The 26,757-nt window shown below is 56.6% G+C and carries 22 protein-coding genes; 12 read left to right on the forward strand and 10 right to left on the reverse strand.

The features are described from left to right. Positions 1 to 7: 7 nt before the first annotated feature. From WEB54_RS07585 to WEB54_RS07620, 8 genes are all read left to right on the forward strand, one after another. Positions 8 to 1,192 carry a substrate-binding domain-containing protein gene (locus WEB54_RS07585; protein ID WP_368054700.1) on the forward strand — a complete coding sequence of 395 codons (1,185 nt, stop codon included), beginning with the start codon at positions 8 to 10 and terminating at the stop codon, positions 1,190 to 1,192. A gap of 73 nt (positions 1,193 to 1,265) precedes the next feature. Next, positions 1,266 to 2,054 carry an ABC transporter ATP-binding protein gene (locus WEB54_RS07590; protein WP_368054702.1) on the forward strand — a complete coding sequence of 263 codons (789 nt, stop codon included), beginning with the start codon at positions 1,266 to 1,268 and terminating at the stop codon, positions 2,052 to 2,054. Continuing rightward, positions 2,051 to 2,803, forward strand: a complete 753-nt coding sequence (locus WEB54_RS07595) for an ABC transporter ATP-binding protein (protein ID WP_368054704.1) — start codon at positions 2,051 to 2,053, stop codon at positions 2,801 to 2,803. Before WEB54_RS07590 ends, WEB54_RS07595 begins: the two co-directional genes overlap by 4 nt. Next, on the forward strand, positions 2,800 to 3,855 hold the full coding sequence (locus WEB54_RS07600) for a branched-chain amino acid ABC transporter permease (protein WP_368054706.1): 1,056 nt from the start codon (positions 2,800 to 2,802) through the stop codon (positions 3,853 to 3,855). Before WEB54_RS07595 ends, WEB54_RS07600 begins: the two co-directional genes overlap by 4 nt. Before the next feature lies 1 nt (position 3,856). Further along, positions 3,857 to 4,936 (forward strand): branched-chain amino acid ABC transporter permease, encoded by a 1,080-nt coding sequence (locus WEB54_RS07605; RefSeq protein WP_368054708.1) that lies wholly within the window; start codon positions 3,857 to 3,859, stop codon positions 4,934 to 4,936. Beyond that, complete coding sequence (locus tag WEB54_RS07610) at positions 4,933 to 5,769, forward strand: alpha/beta fold hydrolase (protein WP_368054710.1); 837 nt, start codon at positions 4,933 to 4,935, stop codon at positions 5,767 to 5,769. Before WEB54_RS07605 ends, WEB54_RS07610 begins: the two co-directional genes overlap by 4 nt. A 132-nt stretch (positions 5,770 to 5,901) precedes the next feature. Beyond that, positions 5,902 to 7,533, forward strand: coding sequence for a long-chain fatty acid--CoA ligase (locus WEB54_RS07615; RefSeq protein WP_368054712.1), 1,632 nt, complete (start codon positions 5,902 to 5,904; stop codon positions 7,531 to 7,533). Positions 7,534 to 7,765: 232 nt separating this feature from the next. Then, positions 7,766 to 11,218 (forward strand): NahK/ErcS family hybrid sensor histidine kinase/response regulator, encoded by a 3,453-nt coding sequence (locus WEB54_RS07620; protein WP_368054714.1) that lies wholly within the window; start codon positions 7,766 to 7,768, stop codon positions 11,216 to 11,218. A 47-nt stretch (positions 11,219 to 11,265) separates the two neighbouring features. Here the strand turns inward: WEB54_RS07620 and WEB54_RS07625 are convergent, their stop codons facing one another. The 3 genes from WEB54_RS07625 to WEB54_RS07635 all read right to left on the reverse strand — a co-directional run bounded on the left by WEB54_RS07625 (position 11,266) and on the right by WEB54_RS07635 (position 16,901). Beyond that, positions 11,266 to 11,907: a response regulator gene (locus WEB54_RS07625; protein ID WP_368054716.1), complete on the reverse strand. Its 642-nt coding sequence runs from the start codon at positions 11,905 to 11,907 to the stop codon at positions 11,266 to 11,268. A gap of 269 nt (positions 11,908 to 12,176) precedes the next feature. Further along, positions 12,177 to 14,768 carry a bifunctional aconitate hydratase 2/2-methylisocitrate dehydratase gene (acnB, locus tag WEB54_RS07630; RefSeq protein ID WP_368054718.1) on the reverse strand — a complete coding sequence of 864 codons (2,592 nt, stop codon included), beginning with the start codon at positions 14,766 to 14,768 and terminating at the stop codon, positions 12,177 to 12,179. 171 nt (positions 14,769 to 14,939) lie between these two features. Beyond that, positions 14,940 to 16,901 (reverse strand): ribonuclease R family protein, encoded by a 1,962-nt coding sequence (locus WEB54_RS07635; protein ID WP_368054720.1) that lies wholly within the window; start codon positions 16,899 to 16,901, stop codon positions 14,940 to 14,942. A 101-nt stretch (positions 16,902 to 17,002) separates the two neighbouring features. Between WEB54_RS07635 and WEB54_RS07640 the strand changes: the two genes are divergently transcribed. Beyond that, the gene (locus WEB54_RS07640) at positions 17,003 to 17,197 is read left to right on the forward strand and encodes a hypothetical protein (protein ID WP_368054722.1); all 195 of its coding nucleotides are present in this window, start codon (positions 17,003 to 17,005) and stop codon (positions 17,195 to 17,197) included. Between the two features lie 9 nt (positions 17,198 to 17,206). Here the strand turns inward: WEB54_RS07640 and WEB54_RS07645 are convergent, their stop codons facing one another. Together WEB54_RS07645 and WEB54_RS07650 are read right to left on the reverse strand one after the other, a co-directional pair. Further along, entirely contained in the window at positions 17,207 to 18,241 is a 1,035-nt protein-coding gene (locus WEB54_RS07645) for a hypothetical protein (protein ID WP_368054724.1), read from the reverse strand. Then, positions 18,238 to 19,680, reverse strand: coding sequence for an adenylate/guanylate cyclase domain-containing protein (locus WEB54_RS07650; protein ID WP_368054726.1), 1,443 nt, complete (start codon positions 19,678 to 19,680; stop codon positions 18,238 to 18,240). The genes WEB54_RS07645 and WEB54_RS07650 overlap by 4 nt, the downstream gene beginning before the upstream one ends. A 335-nt stretch (positions 19,681 to 20,015) precedes the next feature. On the opposite strand from WEB54_RS07650, the gene WEB54_RS07655 reads away from it, so the two are divergent. Both WEB54_RS07655 and WEB54_RS07660 read left to right on the forward strand, forming a co-directional pair. Then, positions 20,016 to 20,300, forward strand: a complete 285-nt coding sequence (locus tag WEB54_RS07655; RefSeq protein ID WP_368054728.1) for a hypothetical protein — start codon at positions 20,016 to 20,018, stop codon at positions 20,298 to 20,300. Positions 20,301 to 20,422: 122 nt separating this feature from the next. Continuing rightward, on the forward strand, positions 20,423 to 21,556 hold the full coding sequence (locus tag WEB54_RS07660) for a mechanosensitive ion channel family protein (RefSeq protein ID WP_368054730.1): 1,134 nt from the start codon (positions 20,423 to 20,425) through the stop codon (positions 21,554 to 21,556). Between the two features lie 48 nt (positions 21,557 to 21,604). Here WEB54_RS07660 and WEB54_RS07665 read toward each other — a convergent pair whose 3' ends face one another. Then, a complete protein-coding gene (locus WEB54_RS07665; protein WP_368054732.1) occupies positions 21,605 to 21,781 on the reverse strand; it encodes a hypothetical protein in 177 nt (58 codons plus the stop codon). Between the two features lie 213 nt (positions 21,782 to 21,994). Between WEB54_RS07665 and WEB54_RS07670 the strand changes: the two genes are divergently transcribed. Further along, on the forward strand, positions 21,995 to 23,446 hold the full coding sequence (locus WEB54_RS07670; protein ID WP_368054734.1) for a sigma-54 dependent transcriptional regulator: 1,452 nt from the start codon (positions 21,995 to 21,997) through the stop codon (positions 23,444 to 23,446). 319 nt (positions 23,447 to 23,765) lie between these two features. Here the strand turns inward: WEB54_RS07670 and WEB54_RS07675 are convergent, their stop codons facing one another. The 4 genes from WEB54_RS07675 to WEB54_RS07690 all read right to left on the reverse strand — a co-directional run bounded on the left by WEB54_RS07675 (position 23,766) and on the right by WEB54_RS07690 (position 26,648). Continuing rightward, a complete protein-coding gene (locus WEB54_RS07675; protein WP_368054786.1) occupies positions 23,766 to 23,975 on the reverse strand; it encodes a Trm112 family protein in 210 nt (69 codons plus the stop codon). Continuing rightward, positions 23,968 to 24,288, reverse strand: a complete 321-nt coding sequence (gene yidD / locus WEB54_RS07680) for a membrane protein insertion efficiency factor YidD (RefSeq protein WP_368054788.1) — start codon at positions 24,286 to 24,288, stop codon at positions 23,968 to 23,970. Before yidD ends, WEB54_RS07675 begins: the two co-directional genes overlap by 8 nt. A gap of 31 nt (positions 24,289 to 24,319) precedes the next feature. Continuing rightward, positions 24,320 to 25,705: a cysteine--tRNA ligase gene (gene cysS / locus WEB54_RS07685; RefSeq protein WP_368054736.1), complete on the reverse strand. Its 1,386-nt coding sequence runs from the start codon at positions 25,703 to 25,705 to the stop codon at positions 24,320 to 24,322. A 79-nt stretch (positions 25,706 to 25,784) separates the two neighbouring features. After that, entirely contained in the window at positions 25,785 to 26,648 is an 864-nt protein-coding gene (locus tag WEB54_RS07690; RefSeq protein ID WP_368054738.1) for a 6-pyruvoyl tetrahydropterin synthase family protein, read from the reverse strand. Between the last annotated feature and the right edge of the window lie 109 nt (positions 26,649 to 26,757).

Raw genomic sequence — 26,757 nt, forward strand, 5'->3', positions numbered from 1 at the left:
GAGACTCATGAGACCTTTAACACTAGCCCGCTGGGCTCTGGCCGCACTGCCACTGATGCTCAGCGCCGCTGTTCAGGCCGAACCGATTAGAATCGCCCATGTTTACGGCAAAACCGGGCCGCTCGAAGCATACGCCAAGCAGAGCCACGATGGCCTGATGCTGGGGCTCGAATACGCCACAAACGGTACCTTCGAAATCGATGGCCGGGCCATCGAAGTGATCGAAAAAGACACCCAGCTGGACCCGGCCAATGGTCGCTCACTGCTCGAAGAAGCCTATGCCGACGACAATGTGGATTTGGCGATCGGGCCGGTGTCCTCCGGGGTTGCTTTGGCCATGTTGCCGGTTGCCGAAGAGTACGAAAAAATTCTGCTGGTGGAGCCTGCCGTTGCTGACTCCATTACCGGTGAAAACGGCAATCGCTACATTTTCAGAACCGGCCGCAACTCGTCACAGGATGCAGTCGCCAACGCCGTGGCCATTGGTCGCCCGGGCGTGAAAATCGCTACCCTGGCACAGGATTATGCATTCGGTCGCGATGGCATAACCGCCTTTCGCAATGCGTTGGCCGGAACCGGTGCCGAGATTGTGCATGAAGAATATGTAGCGACCGATACCACCGATTTCACAGCAGCCGGTCAGCGTATTTTCGATGAATTGCAAGACGCCGAAGGCGAGCGCATCCTGTTTTTCTACTGGGCCGGTGGTGGCAACCCCATGGGTAAACTGCAGGCGATGAACCCCGAGCGATACGACATCGAGTTTGCGACCGGCGGCAATATTCTGTCGGCTTTGGTTGGCTACAAGCCCTTTGTCGGTATGGAAGGGGCCACCTATTACTACTATGAAAATCCGAGTAACGACATCAACAAATGGCTGGTAGAGCAGCACCTCGAACGCTTTGGCACACCACCGGACTTTTTCACCGCTGGTGGTATGGCAGCCGGTATTGCTGCCGTTGAAGCGATCCGCCGGGCTGGCTCTACCGATACGGAAGACCTGATCAGCACCATGGAAGGCATGCGCTTTGATACGCCCAAAGGTGAAATGATGTTCCGTGCCGAAGACCACCAGGCCATGCAATCGATGTATCACTTCAAGATTCGTGTTGAAGACGATGTCGAATGGGCTATTCCTGAACTGGTGCGTGAAATCACCATGGATGAAATGGACATTCCGCTCGGTCGCTGAGCGTATTTCCCGAATGACGTGGCGGTTGGTTCGCGCGCCACGTCTTTAGCCATTTCCAATCAGGGTTACCTTTATGTTTTCGCAGAATTCGGCTCCCGTGCTGGAGACGGTCGGGTTGTCGGTGCAATTTGGCGGTCACCAGGCGGTTCAGGAAGTCAGTTGCCGGTTTGAACGTGACACCGTTACGGCCATTGTCGGCCCCAACGGCGCCGGCAAAACGACCTACTTCAATCTTATTTCCGGCCAGTTACCGCAGACCTCTGGTGATGTGCTGCTCGGTGGTCAGTCGGTGCGCGGTTGGTCCGCTTCGAAGCGAGCCCGGGCCGGGCTTGGCCGGGCGTTTCAATTGACGCAACTGTTCCCCAGGCTGAGCGTGGCCGACAACCTGCGTTTAGTGGTGCAGGCGCGTCATGGCCACGGCTTCCAGTTCTGGCAACCGGCCAGTCAGCTTTCGCAGGTGGATGCGGACGTTGAACAGCTGTTGCAGCGCATCGATCTGACTGACCGGGCACGGGAGCCTGCCGGCCAGTTGTCTCATGGCGGTCAGCGCCGGTTGGAAGTCGGCATCATGCTGGCATTGGACCCGGAGGTCATGATGTTCGATGAGCCGACCGCGGGCATGAGCGCCGATGAAGCACCGGTGGTGCTGGAACTGATTCAGTCGATTCGCCAGGAGGGTGGTAAAACCATCCTGCTGGTGGAACACAAGATGGACGTCATCCGCTCACTGGCCGATCGCATTGTCGTGCTGAATAACGGTTGCCTGATCGCCGACGGAGGGCCCGCCGAGGTCATGGCCATGGCCAATGTGCGACAGGCATATCTCGGTGAAAGTGGCGAAACTGAGGAGGTCGCGTCATGAATACCGATAAACAAACCGACGCTGCAGCACCGCCCATGCTGACACTGAAAGACGTGCACACCGAGGTCGATGGCTATCACATTTTGCAGGGCGTCTCGTTCTCGGTGCCCCGCCACCAGGTCACCATGTTGCTCGGGCGCAATGGTGTCGGCAAAACCTCGACGCTGAGAACCATCATGGGTTTGTGGCGTGCGAGTCGTGGCACCATTGCGTTGGACGGCGAGAATATTGAGAGCCAGAGCACCATGAACATTGCCCGTAAAGGCCTGCACTATGTGCCGGAAAATATGGGTATTTTTGCCAGTCTCACCGTCGGTGAGAACCTGCGCATCGCCTGTCGCAGCCAGCGCCTGGAAGGGGAACGGCTCGATTGGGTGCTGCAGTTGTTTCCGGCTATGCACACCTTCTGGCATTGGCCTGCCGGTAATTTGTCGGGCGGGCAAAAACAGATGCTGGCCATCGCCCGGGCGGTGATTGAGCCCTGCGATCTGCTGCTGGTCGACGAACCCAGTAAAGGGCTGGCACCGGCCATCATTCAAAACCTGATGCAGGCCTTTGAAGCCCTGAAAGCAGAACAGACGACCATTCTGATGGTCGAACAGAATTTGCACATGGCCCGGCGACTGGGCGATCACGTTGTTGTAATGGAAGACGGTCGCACCCTGCACGAGGGTAGCATGGCCGAGTTCGCAGCCGACTCAAAACGCCAGGCCGAATGGCTGGGGCTGTCCATGGAGGCCAGCGTATGACCGCTTACAATTCGACTGACATAGCCAGTGAAACACCCACTCAGCCGTTAAAACCCAGAACCCACTGGCGCCAGCGGCGCGATGTTCAGGCCGCTGCTCTGGTACCCCTGGTGGCGCTGGTTTCTGCGGTTTTAATCGGGGATCTCAATGCCTGGCTGACGCTTACCCTGGCCGGGCTCGCCATGGGCATGATGCTGTTCATCATGACCTCGGGCTTTACCCTGGTGTTTGGCCTGATGGATGTTTTGAACTTTGGCCATGGGGCTTTTATTTCTCTGGGCGCCTTCTGTGGCTTCAGCGTCATGCTCAGTATGGATGGCTGGCGCTTGTCCGAATCCCTCTGGTTAAACCTCGGTGCCTTTGGGGCGGCGGCAATTGTTGCCATGGCGGTGGCCGCCGTCATGTCGTGGTTGTTCGAACGCATTCTGGTGCGACGCGTCTATGGCGATCATCTGATGCAGATTCTGATCACCATGGGCGGCCTGATCGTTGCCGAGCAACTGATCTACGTGTTCTGGGGCGGTCACGACATTCCCATGCTGAAGCCGCCGGCTTTCCAGGGCGGGGTGCAATGGGGCGGACTGGTCTTCGAAAAGTACCGGCTGCTGGCGGTTGCACTCGGGGGCCTGCTGTTCATTGGCCTGCTGCTGGTGTTCAAGAGAACCCGGCTGGGCCTGCTGATTCGCGCCGGAGTGGAAAACCGGGAAATGGTAGAGAGTTTTGGCTACAACGTTCGCCGCTTGTTTGTGCTGGTGTTTATGGCTGGCTCTGCACTGGCGGCGCTGGGCGGCATCATGTGGGGCGTTTACGATGAGGTGATCACGCCGCACCTCGGGCAGAGCCTGATGATTACCGTGTTCATTGTTGCCATCATCGGTGGCCTCGGGTCCATCGAGGGGTGCTTTATTGCGGCCTTGTTAGTCGGTTTGCTGAGCAACTATGTCGGCTTTCTGGCACCCAAACTGGCGCTGGTTTCGACCATCGGTCTGATGGTAGTTGTCTTGTTGTGGCGGCCCCAGGGCCTGGTGCCCGTCTCTGAAGGAGGGAAGTGATATGTTTCAGGCACTGCGGGATACGCTGCCATCCAATCGATGGATTCGCGGTCTGTTGCTCATTATTGTCGTGGGTATTGTACTCACTCCCTGGTTGTTTGAAGGGACACGGGCGCTGGATACTGCTGCCCGGTTGAGTATTTTTATTGTGCTGGCGGCGTCTTACGACTTGCTCCTTGGCTACACCGGTGTGGTCAGTTTTGCGCACGCCCTGTTCTTCGGCATTGGCGCCTATTCGGTAGCCATCGCCTTCGATCAATTTGCGCCTGGGTTTGGGGTGCTGGCCATTGCCATTATCGCCGGTCTGTCGGTATCGCTGATCGTCGCCTTTGTGATGGGGCTGGTATCGCTGCGGGTAAAAACCATTTTCTACGCCATGATCACCCTGGCCGTGGCCAGTGCGGCGACGGTTCTGGTATCGCAGTTTTACCATCTCACCGGGGGTGAAGACGGGCTGACTTATCGGTTGCCGCGTGTGCTGACGCCAGCCTTCAGGCCTTTCGAGGAACCTTTATTCGGTGTGCGACTGACCGGCAAGCTGTTTAACTTCTACACCGTTGTCTTTGTAGCCATCCTGCTGTTCTTGCTGATGGTGCGCATCGTGGCCTCACCGTTCGGGCGGGTGCTCAAGGCACTGCGCGAGAACGAGTTTCGCGCCGAGGCCATTGGCTACAACACCCTGGTGTATCGCACGACCGCCACGTTGCTGAGTGCTGCTTTCGCCACCCTGGCCGGCGTGCTGATGGCAATCTGGTTACGCTACACCGGGCCGGACTCGGTGTTGTCGCTCGACATTATGATCGATGTGCTGCTGATGGTAGTGATTGGCGGCATGGGGACCCTGTACGGCGCGATTATTGGCGCAACGGTATTGCTACTGGCGCAGATGTATCTGCAAACGCTGATGGGCTCAACCCAGGATGCCCTGGGTGGGTGGCCGATACTGGCCAACCTGTTCGACCCGAACCGCTGGCTGCTGTGGCTGGGTTTGCTGTTTATTGCCAGTGTCTATTTCTTCCCGCAGGGCATTGTCGGCCGGTTCAGCCGTGCCCGCGCATCAGAAGCCGGAGTTCAATCATGATGGAACGGGATCTGGTGACGGTGCAACACCGTGAGTTACATGTGCGGGTGTGGAACCGGGGAGCGGCCAATACCGTGGTGTGCTGGCACGGTCTTGCCCGCAGCGGGGCCGATTTTGAACCCCTGGGCGAGGCACTGGCGCAGCGGGGGTATCAGGTGCTGGCCCCGGATACGGTAGGACGCGGATTGTCACAGTGGGCTGAAGATCCAGCCCATGAATACCAGCTCCCGGTCTATGAGGACCAGGCACTGGCGTTGCTCGATCACTATCAGGTCGACCGTTTGCAGTGGGTAGGCACCAGCATGGGCGGCTTGCTGGGGATCGTGCTGGCCAGTAACGCACTGGTCGGGCGTCTGGACCGGCTGGTTCTGAACGACATCGGCCCGGAACTGCCTGCGGCAGCGCTGCGACGGATTGTCGATTACGTTCGCAACCCGGAGAGTCATGCCAGCCTGTCTGCGTTTGAGCAGCGCATCCGCGTGCTTTACGCGCCCTTTGGCCCGCGAGACGATCAGAGCTGGCACCAGATGGCCGTGCAAGGCAGCCGACGCCTGCCAGATGGGCGCTTTGCGCCGCATTACGATCCGGAGATCATTGGCGCCTTTGACGAGTCGGCACCGCCGCTGGATTTGTGGTCCGCATTTTCGACCATCAAAATCCCCATGCTGGTTGTCCAGGGTGGTCAGTCGGATGTGCTGACGGATGCTATTGTGGAACGAATGCAGAGCCAGGTGGAGGCGTTGAGGGTGGTCCGGTTCGAAGACTGTGGCCACGCACCGGGGTTGCACCTGCAAGCGCATGTTAATCCGTTGCTGACGTTTCTGGACCACTAGAGCTCCTCCTACTATTCGCCGATGGGTCTGAGCGGGCCCGGTCACTACACTGGTTGCATCTACCCTATTTGTTAGCGGCCGCCCATCCGGGCGAGCCCGACACCCGACATTGCTGTCAACAGGAGACCTGGGATGGCTGGCAACATGATGACTCACCCGCTGAACACCAGCGATATTTTACGCAATGCCGCGCAACGCTACCCGGAGCAAAGCATTATTTCAGTGATGTCGGATGGAAGCCGGCACCGCTACCAGTACCGTGATGCGTTAAAGCGGTCAGCCCAGGTTGCACACCTGCTGGCCCGGTCCGGAATTCAAAGTGGCGACCGGGTGGCCACGCTGGCAGTGAACCACTACCGCCACCTGGAGCTGTATTTTGGTATTTCCGGTATGGGTGCGGTTGTGCACACGCTCAATGCGCGGTTGTTCAGCGAGCAATTGCAGTACATCATCAACCACGCCGATGACCGCTGGGTCTTTTTCGACCCCGAATTCTTGCCGTTGCTGGAAGAGGTTGCCGACCAGATTCGCAATGTCGAGCGGTTTGTCGTGCTGTGTGATGAGGACCAGATGCCCACATCCCAGGTATTAACGCTCGACAATTATGAACACCTGCTGGCCCAGATGCCGACGGATTTTCACTGGCCGCGCCTGCCTTCTGATGCACCCTGTGGCCTCTGCTACACCAGCGGGACCACGGGCAACCCCAAGGGCGTGATGTACGAGCAGGGCTCAACCGTATTGCATGCGATGATGAGTGGCTCCAGCCAGTACCTCGACTTTTCCGAGCGCTCGGTCGCGATGCCTATTGTGCCCATGTATCACGTTTGTGCCTGGGGCGTGCCGTTTTCGGCGCCGCTGTATGGCGCGAAGCTGGTGCTGCCAGGCGGCAATCTCGATGGCGAAAGCCTGCAGGCTTTAATTGAAGAAGAATCGGTCAATCAGGCCTTTGCCGTGCCCACCGTATGGCTGAATCTGCACAATTACCTGCAACAGAGCGGTAAGAAAATCGATTCACTGGAAGTAGTCGGTGTGGGTGGGGCCGCGTCCCCGCTGAGTCTGGTCGAGATATACGATAAGCTGTACAACGTTTACTGGATGGGCATCTGGGGCATGACCGAGACCAGCCCGCTGGCCACTGCTGCGAACCGCACACCACAGATGGACTCCATGCCAGACGAACAGCGTTATGAGCTGCAAAGCTCGGCGGGGCGCCCGATGCTGGGCGTGGAAATCGAGATTTTCGACGAAGCTGGCCGAGCCCTGCCACACGATGGCCGTACCCGCGGTAACCTGCGCTGCCGGGGCCCCTGGGTACTGGCGCAATACTTCAAAGGCGAGGGCAAAGACAAGTTCATCAACGGCTGGTTCGATACCGGCGATGTGGCGGTTATCAGCCCTCAGGGTTATTTACGAGTGGTCGATCGCAGCAAAGATGTTATCAAGTCCGGCGGCGAATGGATCAGTTCGGTAGAACTGGAGAACGCCGCGCTGCACGACGATGCTATCAATGAAGCCTGCGTCATTGGCGCTACGCATCCGAAATGGGATGAACGACCACTTATGCTGGTAACCATCCGCGCCGGTAAAACACTCGACGAGGCGCGTTTGCGTAAAGTACTGGCAGAACGGGTCGCCAAATGGTGGCTGCCAGACGCCATTATTCAGGTCGAAAGCCTACCTCACACAGGCACTGGCAAACTGCGCAAGGTGGACATTCGAGACGACTACCGGGATTATCTGCTGGAGCGGGATAAAGCTTAGCGTCTCGAACCAACTTACTTCGGTGCTGATAATTTGACCGTGTCGAGTTGCCGGGTTGACCTGTCCGGGGAGGTCCGCAGCATGGATGCTGCGGTCCAGGCCCCATGGATGGGTTCACGCCGACCCCGGACAGGTCAACCCGGTGGCTCGACACTGAGTGCGAAGAGCAGGGCATCGTCGATTCACCCCGTTGTGAAGCCACTGTCTGACTGATCACAGGACCCTTCCCAGGATGTCGCCAACGTTTTTCATCCTCATCTCCTTGCTCTATGTCATTCTGTTGTTTGTCATCGCCCTCTACGGTGACCGGAACCCGATCGCTCGTCGCTGGCAGCCCTGGGTATACAGTTTGTCGCTGGCGATTTATTGCACCAGTTGGACCTTTTACGGCGCGACGCGGCAGTTTGCCGAGTATGGCTGGGCTTTTGCGCCCTCCCACATTGGCGCCATTCTGTTGTTTCTGGTGGGCTATGCATTTCTGTTGAAGGTGGTGCAGGTCGCCAAGCGCGAAAACGTGACCACCATTGCTGATTTTATTGCCAGCCGTTTCGGGCACAGCCGGGCGGTAGCGGTATCGGTGGCGCTGATTTCGCTGATCGGCATCGTGCCGTATGTGGCCCTGCAACTGAAAGCCATTTCTGTGAGCTTCAGTGTGGTGGCGCCGACGGTGACGGCCGGTGAATCCTGGTACAACGATTCGGCGCTTTATGTATCGCTGATTCTTGGGCTGTTTACCCTCCTGTTTGGTACCCGCCATCTGGATACCTCCGAGCATCACCCCGGCATGATGCTGGCCATCGCCTTTGAGTCGGTGGTTAAGCTGTTTGCGTTTCTGGTGTTGGGTTATTGGACGGTTTATGCCGTGGGTGGCGGCTTTGCAGCTGTGGTTGAACAAGCTGTTGATACCCCGGAAATCTGGTCGATCATGACCGATTACAGCAGCCCTTATATCTACATGACCCAGGTTCTGCTCGGGGTGGTTGCTATTATCGCGCTGCCGCGTCAGTTTCATGTCGCTGTGGTTGAATATCGTGATGAACGTGATTTGCGCATGGCGCGCTGGATCTTTCCGCTGTATCTGGTGCTGATCAATCTGTTTGTGCTGCCCATGGTACTGGTCGGTTACCAGTACTTCTCCACTAACCCGGAACATCTCGAATACATGACGCTGATCCTGCCGATGATGATGGGGCGGGACGATCTGGTGGTGCTGGCGTTTATTGGTGGCTTGTCGGCTGCCACCTCCATGGTCATTGTGGCCAATATTGCGCTGAGTACCATGCTCTCCAACGAGATTCTGCTTCCCGGCCTTATCCGGCTGGGCTGGTGGTCGACCGATGCGCCGAACCTGGGTCGTCGGGTCGTTTGGTTGCGGCGTTTGGGCATCATGATCATCGTACTGTCCGCTTTTTTCTATTACCGGCTGATCGTTGCCTTTGAAGGTCTGGTCGCCATTGGCCTGGTGTCCTTTGTCGCGGTGGCCCAGTTTGTCCCGGCGCTGTTTCTCGGGTTGTACTGGACGGCGATGAACCGCAAGGGGGTTTTGTGGGGTTTGGGGCTGGGGTCGGCGGTCTGGTTTTATACCTTGCTGATTCCGTTGCTGATCCGCGCCGGTCTGATGCCCGAAGCACTGATGGAGGGTCTCTTTGGTTTGAGCTTTTTGCGCCCACAGGCGCTGATGGGCCTGGAGGGGCTTGACCCGGTCGTGCACGGCACCGCCTGGAGTCTGGCGCTGAATGTATTGGGGTTGTTGCTCGGTTCTGCCTTTGGCCGGGAAACCTTGAAGGACCGGATGCAGGCGTCGTTGTTTGTGCACGCCAACCGCTCTGATTCGGGGCTGTTGCAAAATGCCAGCCGCACCGTATCGATTGGCGATTTGCACTTGTTACTGGGACGGTTTATCGGTTCTGACAAACTGCACCGGCTGTTCTCGCGTTACACCAACCCGCTCAATGGTCGACTGCTGACCGACCATACCGCTGACGACGACCTGCTGTATCAGGCCGAACGGTCCTTGTCGTCAGTGTTGGGTGCGCCTGCCACCCGCTTGTTGTTTGAACGGTTCGATCAACCCATGACCGGCCAGTGGCGGCACCTGTCAACCATGGTGGATGAGGCTTCCCAGGTACTGAAGTTCAACCGGGATTTGCTGAACTCGGCGCTGCAGTCGATCAGTCAGGGCATAAGCATTGTCGACCGGGATCTGAACATCGTCGCCTGGAATCAGGAATACCAGCGCATGTTTCGCTACCCCGAGGGCATGTTGCAGGCAGGTCAGCCAGTGGAGGCCCTGTTGCGTTACAACGCCTTGAAAGGCGAGTTGGGCGAGGGCGAGGTTGAAGAACTGGTGCAACGACGCCTCGGTCATCTCAAAGCTGGCTCTTCGTATCGGATTGAGCGCAAGCGGCCGGATGGCAGTTACCTTGAAATTCAGGGCAACCCCATGCCGGATGGGGGTTACATTTCCGTCTATTCCGACATCACCGACCGGCGGCGTATTGAGGACCAACTGCGACGCAGTAATGACCTGCTGGAAGAAAAAGTCTCCGAGCGAACCGAGGCGTTGCAACTGACCAATACTGAACTGGAAAAAGCCAACACCAATAAAACCCGCTTTCTGGCTGCCGCCGGGCATGATCTGGTGCAACCGCTGAATTCCGCTGCGCTGTTTGCGGCCAGTCTGCAAGCCAAGTTACGACGTCTGGAGCAGACGCCAGAGCTGCTCAGTCTGGCCGAGCAGATCGAACGCTCTCTGCACTCGGCCGATAACTTGCTGGGCGAGTTGCTGGAAATCTCCAAGCTGGATTCGCACATCATTCATCCCACCCCGGAGACCATTTCCCTGGCCAGTGTGTTGGCGTCCCTGCACGAGGAGTTTGATGTACTGGCGCAAGAAAGGGGCATTCACCTGACCTTTGTCAGAACCTCGCTTTGGGTACGCAGTGATGCCCGCCTGTTGCGGCGCATGCTGCAAAACCTGCTCAGTAATGCCTTGCGCTACAGCCAGCGTGGCCGGGTTACTCTGGGTGTGCGCCGCCAGGGTGCTCGTTGCCGCATTGAGGTTTGGGATACAGGCCCGGGTTTGACCGATAAGCAGCAAACCGAAGTCTTCGAGGAGTTTCACCGGCTACCGGATACTCAGAGTGAAGAGCGCGGTCTTGGCTTGGGCCTGGCCATCGTGCGGCGTCTGTCGGTGTTGCTGGAGCACCCGGTGACGGTGCGCAGTGAGCTGGGGCGGGGTAGTGTGTTTGGCATAGAACTGCCACTGGTAGCGGCTGGCCAAACCACAGGCAAGTCTGCCGTGCCAGCCGCCGGGTCGCACCAGGGTTACCATATTCTTTGTGTCGACAACGAAATTCAGATTGTTGAAGGCATGAACAGCTTGCTGGCCGAATGGGGCTTCAGCGTCTCGGTAGCCAGCCAGCCAGAGCAAGCCTGGCAATTGGCCTGTGAGCAAAAGCCGGATCTGATCGTAATGGATTATCATCTGGATCAGACACTGACCGGGCTCAGTGTGCTGGAGGACTGGCACAACCGGGGCCTGGCTGACCTGCCGGTAATCATGATCACCGCCGATTACACCGAGGAAGTCCGCCAGGCGATTGAGAAAAGGGGGTATCGATTGCTCAAAAAGCCGGTAAGGCCTCTGCAATTGCGGGCCTTGCTGGCGTCTTTGTTGAGGTAGCTGGCGCTCTTCGGTTTAGCGTGTTCCTCAGATGTAATTAATTCGTCCTACTCAGGCACTTCTAAATACTGGTTATACATGGCCGCCTGGGTGCGGTTGTAGAGATTGAGCTTGCGGAAAATTTCGGAGACGTGGGTCTTGATCGTGGTTTCCTTGACGCTGAGCTCGTAGGCGATTTGCTTGTTCAGATAGCCGCGGGCGATCAGCGCCAGCACGTGTTGCTGCTTGGGGGTCAGGCTAGCGAGCTTGGTGATAGCGTCAACGTCTTCGTCGATGTTGTGATTGTCGGCCTGATGGTTGGCCGGGAAGTAACCTTTGCCGCTGATCAGCGCCTGCAGTGCTGCCACCAATTGTTCCAGTGACAGTGATTTGGGCAAGTAGCCCAGGGCACCGGTGGCTTTAACATGGGCGACGGTTCTGCTGGCTTCATTGGCAGTGATGACCGCCACGGCGACTTCGGGAAAACGGGTGCGAATCTGGATCAGGCCGAGCAACCCTTCGCTGCCGGGCATCTTCAGATCCAGTAGCAGCAAGTCAGTGGCACCGTTTTCCAGATGGTTCAGGGTCGAATCCAACGTGTCGGTCTGCTCAATGGTGACCGGGGTGCCGGTGTTGGACAGGGCTTCGGACAGCGCATTACGGAACAACGGATGGTCGTCAGCGATCAGTATTTGAAGGGTATCTGTCATGGCATTCACAGCGTTGGTGTTGTCGTTTTTATTGGCTGGTAGTGTAGCACTTTAAGGTGGGAGTTCAGTGCCGGAGCGGGCAACCTCCTCCTAAGGGAGGAGGCGGTTAACTGGCCTTGGTGGTGGTTGCTTCTTCGTCTCGAAGGCTTCAGACGTCTGTGCCTGAGGCTGGTGGAGAGAGGGCTGTTGGGTCAGTGCCAGAATTGAATGTCGAGATTTTTCCCATAAAAAAACCCGCCGAAGCGGGTTTTTTAGTTTCAGCCAGCTGTTTAAGCCGCTGAAGTCGCAATAACCGAATCGGCCGCTTTAATGAAATCTTCCATCTTGTCGAAGTTCAGGTAGCGGTAAATGTCCGCTGACATGCTGTCGATCTTGTTGGCGATTTCAAGGTACTCGGCGGCTGTTGGCAGCTTGCCACTCAAGGCGGCAATGGCGGCCAGTTCAGCCGAGGCCAGGTAGACGTTGGCGCCGTCGCCCAGGCGGTTGGGGAAGTTCCGCGTGGAGGTGGATACCACGGTCGATTTGGCCGCTACCCGTGCCTGGTTACCCATGCACAGTGAACAACCCGGCATTTCGGTGCGGGCACCGGCACGGCCAAAGATGTTGTAGTAGCCTTCTTCCATCAACTGAGCCTGGTCCATCTTCGTCGGTGGGGAAACCCACAGGCGAGTGGCGATCGGCGCGTTGTGGGCGTCGAGCAGCTTGCCGGCGGCGCGGAAGTGACCGATGTTGGTCATGCACGAACCGATGAAGACTTCGTCAATTTTCTCACCGGCCACGTCTGACAGGGTGCGGGCATCGTCCGGATCGTTCGGGGCGCAGAGAATCGGCTCTTTAATCTGGTCCATGTCGATTTCGATGGTGGTGTGGTACTCGGCGTCTTTGTCGGCACGCATCAGGTTCGGGCTGGCCAGCCACTCTTCCATCGCTTTGGCGCGGCGTTCCAGGGTACGGGCATCGCCGTAACCGTTGGAGATCATCCAGCGCAGCATAACGACGTTGGAACGCAGGTATTCGGCGACCGAGTCTTCACCCAGGGTGATGGTGCAACCGGCGGCAGAACGCTCGGCAGAAGCATCGGAAAGCTCGAAGGCCTGCTCAACGGTCAGTTCTTCCAGACCTTCGATTTCCAGAATCCGACCGGAGAAGACGTTCTTCTTGCCCTTCTTCTCGACGGTCAGGTGGCCTTCTTTGATGGCGGCGTAAGGAATCGCATGCACCAGGTCGCGCAGGGTGATGCCAGGCTGACGCTTGCCCTTGAAGCGCACCAGTACCGATTCCGGCATGTCCAGCGGCATAACGCCGGTGGCAGCGGCAAAGGCGACCAGACCGGAACCGGCCGGGAAGGATATGCCCATTGGGAAACGGGTGTGGGAGTCGCCACCGGTACCGACGGTATCGGGCAGCAGCATGCGGTTCAGCCAGGAGTGAATGATGCCATCGCCCGGGCGCAGAGACACGCCACCGCGGTTCTTGATGAAGTCGGGCAGGGAGTGCTGGGTTTCGATGTCGACCGGCTTAGGGTAGGCCGCTGTGTGACAGAACGACTGCATCACCAGGTCGGTTGAGAAGCCGAGACACGCCAGGTCTTTCAGTTCATCACGGGTCATCGGGCCGGTGGTGTCCTGGGAGCCGACGGTGGTCATTTTCGGTTCGCAATACTGGTTCGGGCGCACGCCTTCAAGGCCGCAGGCTTTACCTACCATTTTTTGCGCCAGTGTATAGCCTGCTTTGCTATCGGCTACCGCGCCCGGACGGCGGAATACGGTGCTTGGTTCAAGGCCCATGGCTTCGCGAGCACGGTCAGTCAGGCCACGGCCGATGATCAGCGGGATACGGCCACCGGCACGTACTTCATCGAGCAGTACCTGGGTGTTCAGTTCGAATTCGGCAATGACCTTGCCATCGCGCTCGACTTTACCGGCGAAGGGGTAAACGTCGATCACGTCGCCCATGTTCAGTTCGTTAACGTCGACTTCGATCGGCAGGGCGCCTGAGTCTTCCATGGTGTTAAAGAAGATGGGGGCAATTTTGTTACCCAGTACGAAACCACCGGTGCGCTTGTTCGGCACAAATGGCATATCTTCGCCGGTGTGCCACAGTACGGAGTTGGTGGCCGATTTACGCGAGGAGCCGGTGCCGACTACATCACCCACCAGAGCAATGGAGTGGCCTTTTTCTTTCAGCTTTTCGATTTGCTGAATCGGGCCGATTTCGCGTTCTTTGTCTGGTGTGAGGCCGTCGCGACTTAACTTGTACATGGCCAGGGCGTGCAGCGGGATATCCGGGCGCGACCAGGCGTCCTGCGCGGGTGACAGATCATCGGTGTTGGTCTCACCGGTTACTTTGAATACCGTTAAAGTCAGTTTTTCCGGAACGTCGGGCTTGTTCAGGAACCATTCGGCATCGGCCCAGGATTGCATGACGCTTTTGGCCGCGGCGTTGCCAGCTTTCGCCAGTTCGTCAACATCGTGGAAGGCATCGAACACCAGCAGGGTGTGCTTCAGTTCTTCGGCAGCGGCTGCAGCCAGTTTGTCGTCAGTCAGCAGGCCAACCAGGGTTTCGATGTTGTAACCGCCCTGCATGGTGCCTAGCAGTTGTACCGCTTCGGCCGCATCGATCAATGGGCACTCGGCTTCGCCTTTGGCGACGGCCGACAGGTAAGCGGCTTTTACATAGGCGGCTTCGTCTACGCCGGGTGGCACCCGATTGACAATCAGGTCTTTGATGTAAGCTTCTTCACCCGCAGGAGGGTTCTTCAGCAGTTCCACCAGCGCGGTTACCTGATCGGCGGTCAGCGGCTTGGCGGGGATGCCAAGAGCAGCGCGCTCTTCGACATGTTTACGATAGGCTTCTAGCACGGTTAATTCTCCAACAGTGAAGGGGTTGAGGCGTGTCGACACCGGCAAGGCGATGGGTTGCCTGAAACACCGGGCGTTTACGTCAACAACCGGGACTGGCTGAGCATAAGCGAGGCGCAGTTTAGTGAAAAACGGCTCAAAAGTTAAGTAATGGTACCTTATACCCTGTATTCATGGGGTGAATAGTGGGTCGGTGGCAGGGAAATCCATCTGGTCGGCTTCCACCAAGCTCAACTCCAGTTTATCACCCTCAATTTTGGCGATGGCCACCACCAACGGCTGGTTCAGCATAAAGCTTTGATTCTCTCCCTTCATCATCATGCGCAGCGGATCGTAACTCAGTTTTTTCTTCTGGCTGCGCAGGTCGATAAAGCCGGCGGCGCCGTTGTCATTGAGCTGGGCGATGATGCCGCCTGAGTTAATATGTACGACAGTGGCCTGCCAAGTTTGCTCGGGTTGTTTGCTCAGCCATTCCAGGCGCAGGCGGTTTTCGACTTCGTTGGCGGCTTTGCGGCTGTTGCCCAGGCGGTTGTTGAGGTCGTCCGTCAGCCCGACAGGCAAGGTGAAGGGCTGACCCGCCAGTTTGGCGTGGATCAGGCGGTGCAGCGCGAGATCGGTGTATTTTCGGATGGGGCTGGTGACCGTGGTGTATTGGTCGAAGCCCAGGCCGAAGTGGGGTGCTGCGGTGGTTGACCACGCGCCTCGTTCCAGCCGCTTGAGCAGAACGTTTTGCAAGGGGAAGTCTTCAATCGCACGGGCGGCCCGAAGGATGGTTTTAAAGCCTTCCGGGTCATGGCCATCGGTGTCGGCGACATCTGTGGCGAACTCGCGCAGCAGGCCTTTGAGCTCTTCTTCGCGATCGGGCCGGAAGCCTGCGTGGGTCATGAACAAGGCACTGTCTTCGGCCAGCCAGGCGGCAGCAATGCGATTGACGGCGAGCATGCTTTCTTCGACCAGGCTGTTCGCTATATTGCGTTCTTCTTTGACCACACCGGTTACGTTTAACTGCTCATCGACTTTTACACGGTAGTCGGGCCGTTCCTGCATGATCAGGGCGTTGTTTTTGCGCCAGTCAAACAGGGCGTGGCAGCATTGTTTGAGGGTTTCCAGGTGCCAGTGTGCAGCGGGTATGGGTTCGGCGCCGTCGAGCCATTCGCTGACTTGCTGATAGCTGAGCTTGGCGGTACTGCGAATCACCGAGGGGGTGATGGCCAGCTTGCTCAGGCTGCCGTCGGTGGCAACGCGGATATGAAACACCAGGGCCAGCCGGTCTGCATTAGGTACCAGAGAGCACAGCTCGTTGGCCAGCCGTTCGGGCAGCATACTGATAGGCCGACCAGGCAGGTAAGTAGTGGTCAGTCGCTGTCGGGCTTCTGTTTCGAGCGGTGAATCAGTATTGAACCAGGCTGCAGGGTCGGCAATGGCAACGCGCAGCAACCAGCCGTCGTCGGTCACTTCGGCGTAGAGGGCGTCGTCCATGTCTTTGGTGGAGGCGTTATCGATGGTGACGAAGGGGATGTCGCGCAAGTCGGTACGGTCTGCGCTGGCCGCTTCAATTAACGCCTCATCCAAAGCCTCGGCCGCTGCCAGTGTGTCGGCTGAAAAATCCCGAGGTAACTGGTGCTTTTCGGTGGCAATAGCGTGCCAGGTACCAGGTTCTTCCTCGCTGCCGATCACGTCGACAACCTCTGCCTGCGCTTTGCCTGTTTCCCAGGGGTGGCGCGTGACCTTGGCTTTTACCCATTGGCCATTGGCGGCATCCGCCGTCTTTTTAGGCGGTACAAACAGCCACTTTGCATGTCCGATCACTTCAGGCTCGACGCCCTGGGCTTTGCCGCGAACGACATAACGGCCCATAAAGGCGGTCAGAGGGGATGACACCAGCTTTACCAGGTCGGCGTTGACCTTGCCTTCGGCCGTTTCCACGATGGTGAACTCGACTTCATCGCCCGGAAACACCTTTGCCATGGCATCGGGTGGTAGAAAGTATTCGGTGGCATCAGCGGCGATGACGAAGCCGAAGCTGCGACCGGTGCCTTTTACGGTGCCACGCATAACGAGCGGTTCGGGCGTGGTGGACTTGATGTCGCTTTTCAGAGATTGCAGCTGGGCGAGGGCATTGGCATCGAGCATAGAGGACCTGAATCGAGTTCGCATTTCATTGTGGGCGCGCAGTATAACGGAAACGGTCGGCTTTTTGATAAGCTAGTGGGGTAAAATTCAAGGAAGCTGTTATGGCGGATATTCGATCACTGGACGCGGCCCGCAAGCAGGCGCGGAAGAAAATAGCCAAGGCGACTACCCTGTGCAAGCATGGCCATCACCGCTGGGAGGTCGATAACCAGCCGCAGTTCGAGGTGAAAGCCGGGAAGCTGGTGACCCGGTACCGGTGTAGTCGTTGTGGCGAGGTTCAGGTTAAGGCTCGGTGACCCGCTCGTTTAGTTTGACCAGCGATCCAAGTTCGTCAGAAAGGTTCTGGCACGCTCGGCATTGGCCTGCAACTCGGCGTCATTAGGGGTGAGGGTCAGTGCCTCTTCCCAGACAGCCAGTGCTTCACCCAGAAAACCCTGGCTGTAGAGCAACTCACCCCGTTCTTTGAGCAGGGCCGACTCGCTGGTCAGGCGGCTGTCGAGTTGCTCGCGCATGGGCTGGGCTTTTTCCCGGTCGAGCTCGGTCATTTCATTGAGCAGGCGCCTGGCTCCAGCGAGATCGTTCAGGCCCAGGCTCTGTGCAAAGGCGTTTTCCAATTGTGGCCACTGCTGATCGGCCACTACAGTTTTCTGGCTTCTGGCTTGTTGGCGTTCCGACTGCTGGGCTTGCTGAATGCTGCTCAGTAATTCCTGGCTCAACTCATTCGGAGACAGGCGGTTGGACAGCGACAATGCCTGCACCGCACTGAATGAATCGTCCTCGTACAATGCCTGCTTGCCGATGACATAGAGCTCTCTTGAGAGGGTCTTCAAATCCTGTTGGAAGACGCGATAGCGTTGCTGGGCAAAGAAATTATTGGGTGTGGCTTTGAGTAAATTTTCCTCACTGGTGCGAGTTGCCAGTAAATAACGGGCTCTGGCCATCAAAATAGAGGTCTCATTGCGGTCGATGCTGCTGAGGCGGCGCTCCTCATATTCACCTCGCTGGGCTTGCAACTCCGGTGCGCCCGGCAGGTTGCCCAGCCCGGTATCCAGAACCGCAATCGCGGCAGCCCAGTCGGCTTCTGCTTCATACTCACTGGCCAAGTCCAGTTGCTCTTCGATGTAGGCTGAGCGCTTGCTTTCGATAATGCCACTGCGTTGGCGCAGCTCCGGGTAGGACTCATGTTCCGGATTCATCGCATTGATGGTCGCCAGCGCTTTGTCGTACTGGTGGTTCTCGACCCAGGTGTCAATCTGTTCATTCACATTGCTTTGTTGTGCATAGAACTGAACACAGCCGCTTAGCAAGAGGGCGGCCACAAGGGTGGTTAGTCGTTTCATGATTGCGACTCCCGAATGGCAGGGTCTGTGTCCGCCTCTTCGGAGGCGGCGGATTTTTCGGTACTGGCACCATTGCTGGGCTCTGGAGTGGGAGGCGTAATCCAGGCGTCAACGGTCAATACGTCGATGGCACTCTGGAACCCTTTTATTTGCTGTGACTGTGTCCTGTGGGTGAGCAGAGAATGACGTTGGTTCAGCAACGCGTGGAAATTACCATCGGTAACCACCTGCCCACAGTCGGCCAGATCGCACAGCCGAGACGCCAGATTGGCGGGCTCGCCAATCACTGTATACTGCATGCGCTCGTGGGAACCCAGCAAACCAGCCAGCACCGTGCCGCCACTGACCCCGATGCGTATGTTGAGGCAGGGCTCCTGGTTTTGAGCCCGGGTATGGTTCATGGCGGCGATGCGGTCGCGAATCTGCAGGGCGCATTCCATGGCATGGTAGCGGTGTTCGGGGTCGGATTGCGGGCAACCGAACACCAGCATCGCGCAGTCGCCGATGTATTTATCGACGTTGCCGTGGAATTCGTGGCATGTATCGGCGAATTCAGTGAAATAAAGGTTGAGGACTTCGGCGGTTTCCTCCGGGTGACGACCTTCGCTGAAGGCGGTGTAGCCGACCAGATCGACAAACAGAATGCTGGCGTCAACCCGTTTGCCTTCGCGCGCGAGCTCGACGTTATCCTGAACCATGTAGCGAGCTGCGACCGGGTTACTGACAAAGCGTGAGAACAGCACTTCAACTCGTTGCTTCTGTTCCAACTCGGCTGACATGTGATTGAATGACTGCGTCAGATCACTGAATTCACCCCGGTGTTGACCACGTATCCGGAAGCCATAATGGCCCGATTCAATAGCCCGGGTGCCTTCAATGAGATCGCGCACGGGTTTGCCCAAAGACTGTCCAAGGCGAATAGCGAACAGGGTGATCGACAGCACCAACAGGCAGACCACGACCACCCCGGAGCGAATAATGGAGCGTTGCCCGGCAATCATCTCGGAACGGTCTAGCCCCACCCAGGCAGCGCCACCACTGACACCCCGAAACACAACCGGGGAGTAAAACCAGACTGTATTGTTGCCAGCTTCAATCTGGCCCTGGCTGCGATATGCCCGGTCCGGGTTGACGTTCGGCAAGGTTGCGCCTGCCTCCGCCAGAACTTCTCCATCCCGGTTAACGACACTGGCGGCTACAACGGACGGTTGATCACTGAGTGAAAACACCAGACTGGCGAGGCTGAGTTGGTCTTCAGTGAACACCAGTTCAACCGAGGCGGCGGCCAGCTGCGACGACAGGCTGTTCCCGGTATCCACAAACTGGGTCTGCATCATGGAGAACTGCCGGAATACCAGCGTATAGCCAAGAATGCAGGAAGCTAATAGCACCAGCATGCTCATGATCAGCGCTAGTTTATGTCCAAAATGCCATTTCATCAGGGTTCCACATTGTATCCTGGTTGTTTTCGTTTGAACGCGACTATGTCATGTTGTCGCCAAATATTACCATGCCCAGTTGCTTCAAGTGAGCCCATAACCGTCGCACAAACTCACGGTTCGGCGTTTGGGTATCCGGTACTCGGCCGGTCGCCAAAATTAAACCCCGCTTAATTGAAGGCTGAGACGTTGCGCAGGCTAATAGTGACCTTTGTCACATTCTAGAGGCGTTAACTTCTACATAGTGCCTTATATTAGCTGAACTGTGCGTCAGTTAACGTTAAAGGTGGGCTGAAAGCCTGTAATGGCGGGCCTAAAGCCGTTAGAATGGTCGAATGATTGAATCTTTCTCACTAGTCTCTTTCTTTCAGGCTTGCCAATGGGGTGTCGCCTTTCTGTTTGTACCGCTGGTCTGTTGGTACGAATGGTCACGCTCGTCTGTTTTTTGCCGCTGGTGCGCCCTGCTCAGCGGTTATGCGGTGCAGTTTGGCCTGATTGTCCTTCTGGTGGATTCCGGTTTTGAGATGTCTACTGTCATCCTGTTCGGGTCAATCTCGGCCTATGCCTGGATCAAACTGATGACCGGGTGGCTGCCAACGGGCCGAAAAGCCTCCGCATAACGCCTCTTGTTCGACTCCAGCCTACACATTTAACCAGTAAGCCGTTACATTGCGATGGCTGTGGCGGGCTCGTTTTGTCGAGCCGGTATTAGTCAATGTTCGTTTTAGAGGTCTGACGTCAGATGGATATGGAAACACTGGTCAGTTGGGTGACCAGCGCTTTAAATCTCGGTATGGATCATACCTGGATTATTCAGGTCTTCGTCATCGTATTGCTGACCACACTGGTTAGTTTTGCCGTTAAGAAGGTATTCGACAAGCTGGAGCAAACAGCCAAAAAGTCGAACACCTTTTGGGATGACCTCTTGATTGGTGCCGCGCGCAAACCGATACGACTGTTCATCTGGCTAAACGGTCTGCTGCTGGCGACCGATGTAGTACGAAGTGTGTCGAATGAACCGATTTTCGATTTTGTAGACCCGGTTCGCTCCGTCACCTTCGTGCTGGTGTTTGCCTGGTTTATGGTCAGCTTTATTCGCAAGGGTGAGGAAATGGTTCAGGATCCGAACCATGCATCAAAGCCCATGGATGCGACCACGGCTTCGGCTCTGGGCAAGCTGATGCGCCTTTCCGTGTTAATAACGTCGGCTCTCGTGGTATTGCAAAGCCTGGGTTTCAGCGTTTCCGGGGTACTGGCTTTTGGTGGTATTGGCGGTATCGCGGTGGGTTTTGCCGCCAAAGACTTGCTGGCCAACTTCTTCGGTGGCCTGATGATCTATCTGGATCAGCCATTTCGGGTGGGCGACTGGGTTCGCTCACCGGATCAGGATATCGAAGGCACGGTTGAAAACATTGGCTGGCGACTGACGCGCATCAGAACCTTCGACAAAAGACCCATTTATGTGCCCAATGCGACCTTTACCAATATCACGGTCGAGAACCCATCGCGCATGTTCAATCGGCGTATATACGAAAACATTGGCGTGCGTTACAGCGATGCTGGGAAGGTGGCCGCCATTGTCACCGACGTTGAAGCCATGCTGAGAGAGCACGAGGCGATTGATCAGGATCAACTGTTGATGGTGCACCTGAACAAATTCGCGGCATCATCGATTGAATTTTTCATCTACACCTTTACCAAAACGGTGGTGTGGAAAGAGTTTCATGAGATTAAACAGGACATTCTGCTTAAAATCATCGACATCGTCGAAAGCCATGACGCCGAGTTTGCGTTCCCGACTCAAACCATTCACATGGCCGAGTCCGAGTCCGAGTCCGAGTCCGAATCTGAGTCTGAGCCTGAGAGTGGCAAGTAGTATTCTTGCTTGATAGCCGCCGGCCTTCAGGCGGGCTATTAAGCGTGGTTAATCCTGTGCCTGGACGTAAAGCCGCAGCATGCCTGCAAAGGTGTCCGGGTGGGTTCTTTCGAAGGCTTCCCAGTCATTCAGGTTGGTCATGGCTTGGCGCTGATTCTTTACGCTGGCCAGGAACGCATGGCGACCCGTTCCCGAGCCAGCCACCAGAATCCTGATGGTTCCCATATTGAAAAACTGCGGAGCTCTGAACCCCCGTTTTTATATGGTAAGCCTCTGAAAATAAAGGCATTATCAGGTTTGTGGCGCGTTCTTTGGCACCGACGTAGGTTTGACAGCTCGATAAACCGCGTCTTCACTGCTTCAATACAGTCAAATTCCTGACGTGGAACGTCGGGCTTGGTGCCATCTCAGCCGTTTTGATGTGAGGGAATGTTCACAATGTGGCGTGAAATTAAGCTCCTGGTAGTTGACGATGATGATCAGCGTCGCCGGGACATTAAGGTAATTCTGGATTTTTTGGGTGAAGTGAATGTCAGTCTCGGCAGTGAGAACTGGCGGGCACAGGCCATCGCTGAGTTGGGAGGAAGCGAAGAGCTGATTGCTGTGGTCGTAGGCGCCACTCAGTTGTCGCTCGCCCGCATGGTGCAGGCCGTAGCCGACTGGGATGAAGGTTTGCCAGTGATTCTGATATCCGAGCACCCTGAGTATGAATTGCTCGACGATAGCCTGCGCCATCGGGTAATTGCCCGACTCTCTATGCCGCCAACTTATAATAAGCTGCTCGATACGTTACATCGCGCTCAGATGTACCGTGAACAATTTGACCTGACCCGAGGCCGGGGCCAGCGCCGGGAGGTTAATCTGTTCCGATCTCTGGTGGGTACCAGCCGGGGAGTGCAGCAAGTCCGGGAGATGATGACTCAGGTGGCGGACAAAGAAGTGACCGTCATGATCCAGGGCGAGAGTGGCACCGGCAAGGAAGTGGTCGCGCGTAACCTCCATTACAGCTCACATCGGCGTCACAAGCCGTTCGTGCCGGTTAACTGCGGGGCCATTCCTTCTGAGTTGATCGAAAGCGAGTTGTTTGGCCATGAGAAAGGCGCCTTTACCGGAGCCATTACCTCCCGTGCAGGCCGGTTTGAGATGGCTGAGGGTGGTACTCTGTTTCTCGATGAAATCGGGGATTTACCGCTTAATATGCAGGTAAAACTGCTGCAGGTATTACAAGAGCGGACCTTCGAACGGGTGGGTGGCAATAAAGCCTTTCATTGCGATATCCGGGTCATTGCGGCTACCCATCGTAATCTGGAGCAGATGATTGAGGAAAACACCTTTCGTGAAGACCTCTACTATCGCCTTAATGTCTTCCCGATCGAGATGCCGCCGCTGCGTGAGCGTTCAGAAGATGTTCCGGTTTTATTGAACGAACTGATCGCTCGATTGGAGAGCGAAAAGCGCGGCTCGATTCGCTTCAACTCCGCAGCGGTGATGTCGCTGGTTCGGCACGACTGGCCCGGTAACGTTCGTGAGATGGCGAATCTGGTTGAGCGACTGGCGATCATGCACCCTTACGGTGTAGTCGGGGTACAGGAACTGCCGTTGAAGTACCGGCACGTAGATGACGATGACGAGTCCTCAATGTCGCTCCCGACCCTGCCAGAGTCTGAATCGTTCAGCATGACCCATTCGGAGCAGGCTGCGTTGTTGCCGGTGAATGGTCTTGATTTGAAGGAGTATTTGACCGAACTCGAGCGCAATCTTATCCAGCAAGCGCTGGATGATGCCCAGGGTGTTGTTGCCCGGGCCGCCGAAAAGCTCCACATTCGGCGCACGACGCTGGTTGAGAAAATGCGCAAATATAAAATTAACAAGCGCGAAACCTTGGACTGATCACTCACGCCATACCGATTCTCCCGGTATTTCTGCCAGAACCCTGCGTTACAAACTGGCGAGCATGCGGGAAATTGGTATGGATGTGGATGGAGCCATTGCGGGAATTCGTTAGTGGTGCCGAAGAAATTTTTACTTTCTAGTTAACTCGCTGATTAACAAGGATTGCCAGGCACGTCTACTGAAGGTCGTTAGGCCGCAGGGACGCGGTCTTTGAGCGGGTTCACGGCGTACCTTCAGTAGACGTGCCTGGTGATCCGTTTGGCACTGTAGTAAAGGGTGGTGCCTGCTGGATCAACCTCAGGGGCTATTTTTTCTACTACACCAGCGAGCTTTTCTTCGACAGCCAGTGTTCGTATTCTTCCTGGTTCAGGGGCCGCGCTTCATCTTCCAGCATGACGGGAATGCCGTCGCGAATTGGGTAGGCGAGTTTGGCCGCGGTTGAAATCAATTCTTCTTTTTCCCGGTCGAGTTGCAAGGATGCCTTGGTGACCGGGCATACCAGGATGTTAAGCATTTGTTTATCGATCATCATCGGGGTGGCCCTCGTGGGTGCAGTCCGTTTTGTGTTTGGCAATGTCCTGCGGGTTGTCGCCATTCGTCATCGGGTCATCATAGTCTGGTAACGGTACGCCCGGTACCGGATCAATACCGCCTTCACAACCAGGGTGGCAGCGGGCGATACGTTTTATGGCCAGCCAACTGCCTTTTAATGCGCCATGATGCTGCAAAGCGATCAATGCATACTCCGAACAGGTCGGGTAATACCGGCAGCGCGGCCCCAGCAGCGGGCTGATGGCCAGGCGGTAGAATTTTACAAGGGCGATCAGCGGCCATTTCAGCACGCTGTCGGTTCCGGTTGGCTTACCCTGTTCAGGCTTCGCGAGACCATTGTGTGCCTTCGCGGGTGTCCTGAATAAGGATACCTGCCTGTTTCAGTTCATCTCTAATCTCATCGGCCCGGCCAAAGTCTTTGGCTTTTTTGGCGTCCAGCCGTTGCTGGATCAGGTCTTCAATATCGGCGGGTTGCAGCCCTGTCTGTTGCTGGCCGTGAAACCAGGTCAGCGGGTTTTGCTGTGCGATGCCCAGAATCCCGGTAACGGCCAGTAACTCGCCTTTGAGTCGGGCTTGCTCAGCGACATCCGTCGTTTTGAAAAAACGGCCGGTCAGATCGTACAGGGCGGCGATGGCTCTGGGCGTATTGAGGTCATCCAGCAGAGCCTGAACGGCGTCGAGTGAGGACAGGTCATCTGGCATGACCGGGTCCAGATCCTGACTATCGCGCAACACGGTGTAGAGCCGGTCCAGCGTCTGTCGGCTCTGACTCAACAGTTGTTCCGACCAGTTCAGGTTGGAGCGGTAATGCGATGACAATAGCGTCAGACGCACTACTTCACCCGGTTGTTCGTTCAGCACATCCCGCAAGACGGTAAAATTGCCCAGCGACTTGGACATCTTCTCGCCTTCCACATCCAGCATGGCGTTGTGTACCCAATACCGGGCGTAGCCCTGGCTGTCTGGAACGCAGCACAGACCCTGGGCCATTTCGTTCTCATGGTGCGGGAAGATCAGATCGCTGCCGCCGCCGTGAATATCGATGGTGTCACCCAGGTGCGCCATGATCATGGCGGTGCACTCGATGTGCCAGCCGGGCCGACCCCGGCCCCAGGGGCTGTCCCAGCCGGGCAGGTCTTCGGTGGAGGGTTTCCAGAGTACGAAATCCATCGGGTGGCGTTTGTAGTCGGCGATCTCGACCCGGGCACCGGCCATCATGTCGTCTATATTGCGGCGCGACAGGCGGCCATAGTCTTTCATCGAATCGACCGCGAACAGCACATGACCCTCGGCGGCGTAGGCATGGCCCCGGTCGATCAGACGTTCAATGATGTCGATGATCTGCGGGATGTGCTCGGTCGCGCGCGGCTGTAGCGTGGGTTCCAGGTTGCCCAACGCCGCCATGTCGCCCTGATAGGCGGTAGCGTAGGTGTCGGCGAAGGCCTTGATGTCGACGCCTTCGGCTTTGGCACTGGCGTTGATTTTGTCGTCAATATCGGTCAGGTTGCGGGCGAAAATGACGTTTGAAAACTGGGTTTTCAGTACCCGATACAGCAGATCAAACACCACGGCCGAGCGGCCATTGCCGACGTGAATGTAGTTGTAGACGGTTGGGCCGCAGGCGTAAAACGTCACTCTGTTCGGGTCGAGCGGCACAAAGAGTTCTTTTTTGCCAGACAGGGTGTTGTAAACAGTCAGCGTCATCTGCGGTTCCGAAGCTCTCTTGAGTGATTCAATGAATGTAGGGTGATAGCGGGCAGTGTAACACCGCAGCGTCAGGTGGTCATGAGCCGGATTCTGCGATGGCGCCTTTCATCACGCCTTCAAAGGCACGCACGCGCCAACGGTCATGTGGGTACTCCGCAGCCAGACTATTGGCCAGGTGAGCGGCGATCAGTTCAACCGTGGTGTCGGTTTTGAGGGTTTCGGTTCGTGCCTGTGGCAGCCAGACATCAAAACGGCCCTGTTCAGCGTCGTAACCAACATGGACCAGGTCAGAATTGGAGGATGGGTAAGTCACGATGTCTTCTTCAGTGATCAGATAGATGTCCTGAAAGCGTTCCGCCCAATCGCGTTCCACCTCGGTATCACGTTGTCCATTGCGAAAAATTTCGATGCGCGACCGGTGCCCGTGGCAAATTCGCTGGCAATCACCCTGGTGCTTTTTCAAGCCGTGCGAATAATGGTAAAACAGGCCGTCAATGCTTTCACTGCGCAAGCGCAACACAACCTGAGAAACGTTGTCGGGCACCAGTGTATTGAGATGGGCTTCCAGCGTTGGCCGCACGGTGTCGATGCTGATGTCGTCGGTCTCGACCAGGTACACGGCTTCCCGGGGCGACTGGTACTGAAACCTAAGAGTTCCCCCGGGGTTGTGGTATTGAGCCTGAATGCGTTCACCGTTGTCGGTCTCCTGCAAGCTGAGCCCGGGCAATTTCGCTGGCAGTACAAGGGTGTGATCCATCCCGGAATCGAGTGCGGCTTTAAGTAGCTTTTTGACGTGGCCAAAATCGAACACCATGCCTTCTTCATTGAGTTCGCCCACCAACTCAACGTCGACAATCCAACTTTCGCCCACCACGCCGCGCGTCGGGTGAAAATAGCTGAAGTCCAATACGGTCAGGTTGTCTACGAAAAGGCGGCTCATTGTGGGTCCGGTCGGGAAAAGGGCGCGTATTTTAGCAGTAAAAGACGTGGGACATGAAGGGACGTGGAACATGAACAGACGCAACACACTAAAGGACGCAAAACATGAA

The organism is Saccharospirillum sp. (assembly GCF_040881935.1).
Taxonomy (GTDB): domain Bacteria; phylum Pseudomonadota; class Gammaproteobacteria; order Pseudomonadales; family Natronospirillaceae; genus Saccharospirillum.

Excerpts from the sequence above, each read along its gene's own strand:
- WEB54_RS07660 (WP_368054730.1), top strand. The coding sequence starts at position 20,423 with ATGGATATGGAAACACTGGTCAGTTGGGTGACCAGCGCTTTAAATCTC.
- WEB54_RS07615 (WP_368054712.1), top strand. The coding sequence starts at position 5,902 with ATGGCTGGCAACATGATGACTCACCCGCTGAACACCAGCGATATTTTA.
- WEB54_RS07645 (WP_368054724.1), bottom strand. The coding sequence starts at position 18,241 with ATGAAACGACTAACCACCCTTGTGGCCGCCCTCTTGCTAAGCGGCTGT.
- WEB54_RS07585 (WP_368054700.1), top strand. The coding sequence starts at position 8 with ATGAGACCTTTAACACTAGCCCGCTGGGCTCTGGCCGCACTGCCACTG.
- WEB54_RS07610 (WP_368054710.1), top strand. The coding sequence starts at position 4,933 with ATGATGGAACGGGATCTGGTGACGGTGCAACACCGTGAGTTACATGTG.
- WEB54_RS07625 (WP_368054716.1), bottom strand. The coding sequence starts at position 11,907 with ATGACAGATACCCTTCAAATACTGATCGCTGACGACCATCCGTTGTTC.
- WEB54_RS07590 (WP_368054702.1), top strand. The coding sequence starts at position 1,266 with ATGTTTTCGCAGAATTCGGCTCCCGTGCTGGAGACGGTCGGGTTGTCG.
- WEB54_RS07600 (WP_368054706.1), top strand. The coding sequence starts at position 2,800 with ATGACCGCTTACAATTCGACTGACATAGCCAGTGAAACACCCACTCAG.
- WEB54_RS07655 (WP_368054728.1), top strand. The coding sequence starts at position 20,016 with ATGATTGAATCTTTCTCACTAGTCTCTTTCTTTCAGGCTTGCCAATGG.
- WEB54_RS07650 (WP_368054726.1), bottom strand. The coding sequence starts at position 19,680 with ATGAAATGGCATTTTGGACATAAACTAGCGCTGATCATGAGCATGCTG.
- WEB54_RS07640 (WP_368054722.1), top strand. The coding sequence starts at position 17,003 with ATGGCGGATATTCGATCACTGGACGCGGCCCGCAAGCAGGCGCGGAAG.
- WEB54_RS07690 (WP_368054738.1), bottom strand. The coding sequence starts at position 26,648 with ATGAGCCGCCTTTTCGTAGACAACCTGACCGTATTGGACTTCAGCTAT.
- WEB54_RS07595 (WP_368054704.1), top strand. The coding sequence starts at position 2,051 with ATGAATACCGATAAACAAACCGACGCTGCAGCACCGCCCATGCTGACA.
- WEB54_RS07620 (WP_368054714.1), top strand. The coding sequence starts at position 7,766 with ATGTCGCCAACGTTTTTCATCCTCATCTCCTTGCTCTATGTCATTCTG.
- WEB54_RS07665 (WP_368054732.1), bottom strand. The coding sequence starts at position 21,781 with ATGGGAACCATCAGGATTCTGGTGGCTGGCTCGGGAACGGGTCGCCAT.
- cysS (WP_368054736.1), bottom strand. The coding sequence starts at position 25,705 with ATGACGCTGACTGTTTACAACACCCTGTCTGGCAAAAAAGAACTCTTT.
- WEB54_RS07605 (WP_368054708.1), top strand. The coding sequence starts at position 3,857 with ATGTTTCAGGCACTGCGGGATACGCTGCCATCCAATCGATGGATTCGC.
- WEB54_RS07670 (WP_368054734.1), top strand. The coding sequence starts at position 21,995 with ATGTGGCGTGAAATTAAGCTCCTGGTAGTTGACGATGATGATCAGCGT.
- WEB54_RS07635 (WP_368054720.1), bottom strand. The coding sequence starts at position 16,901 with ATGCTCGATGCCAATGCCCTCGCCCAGCTGCAATCTCTGAAAAGCGAC.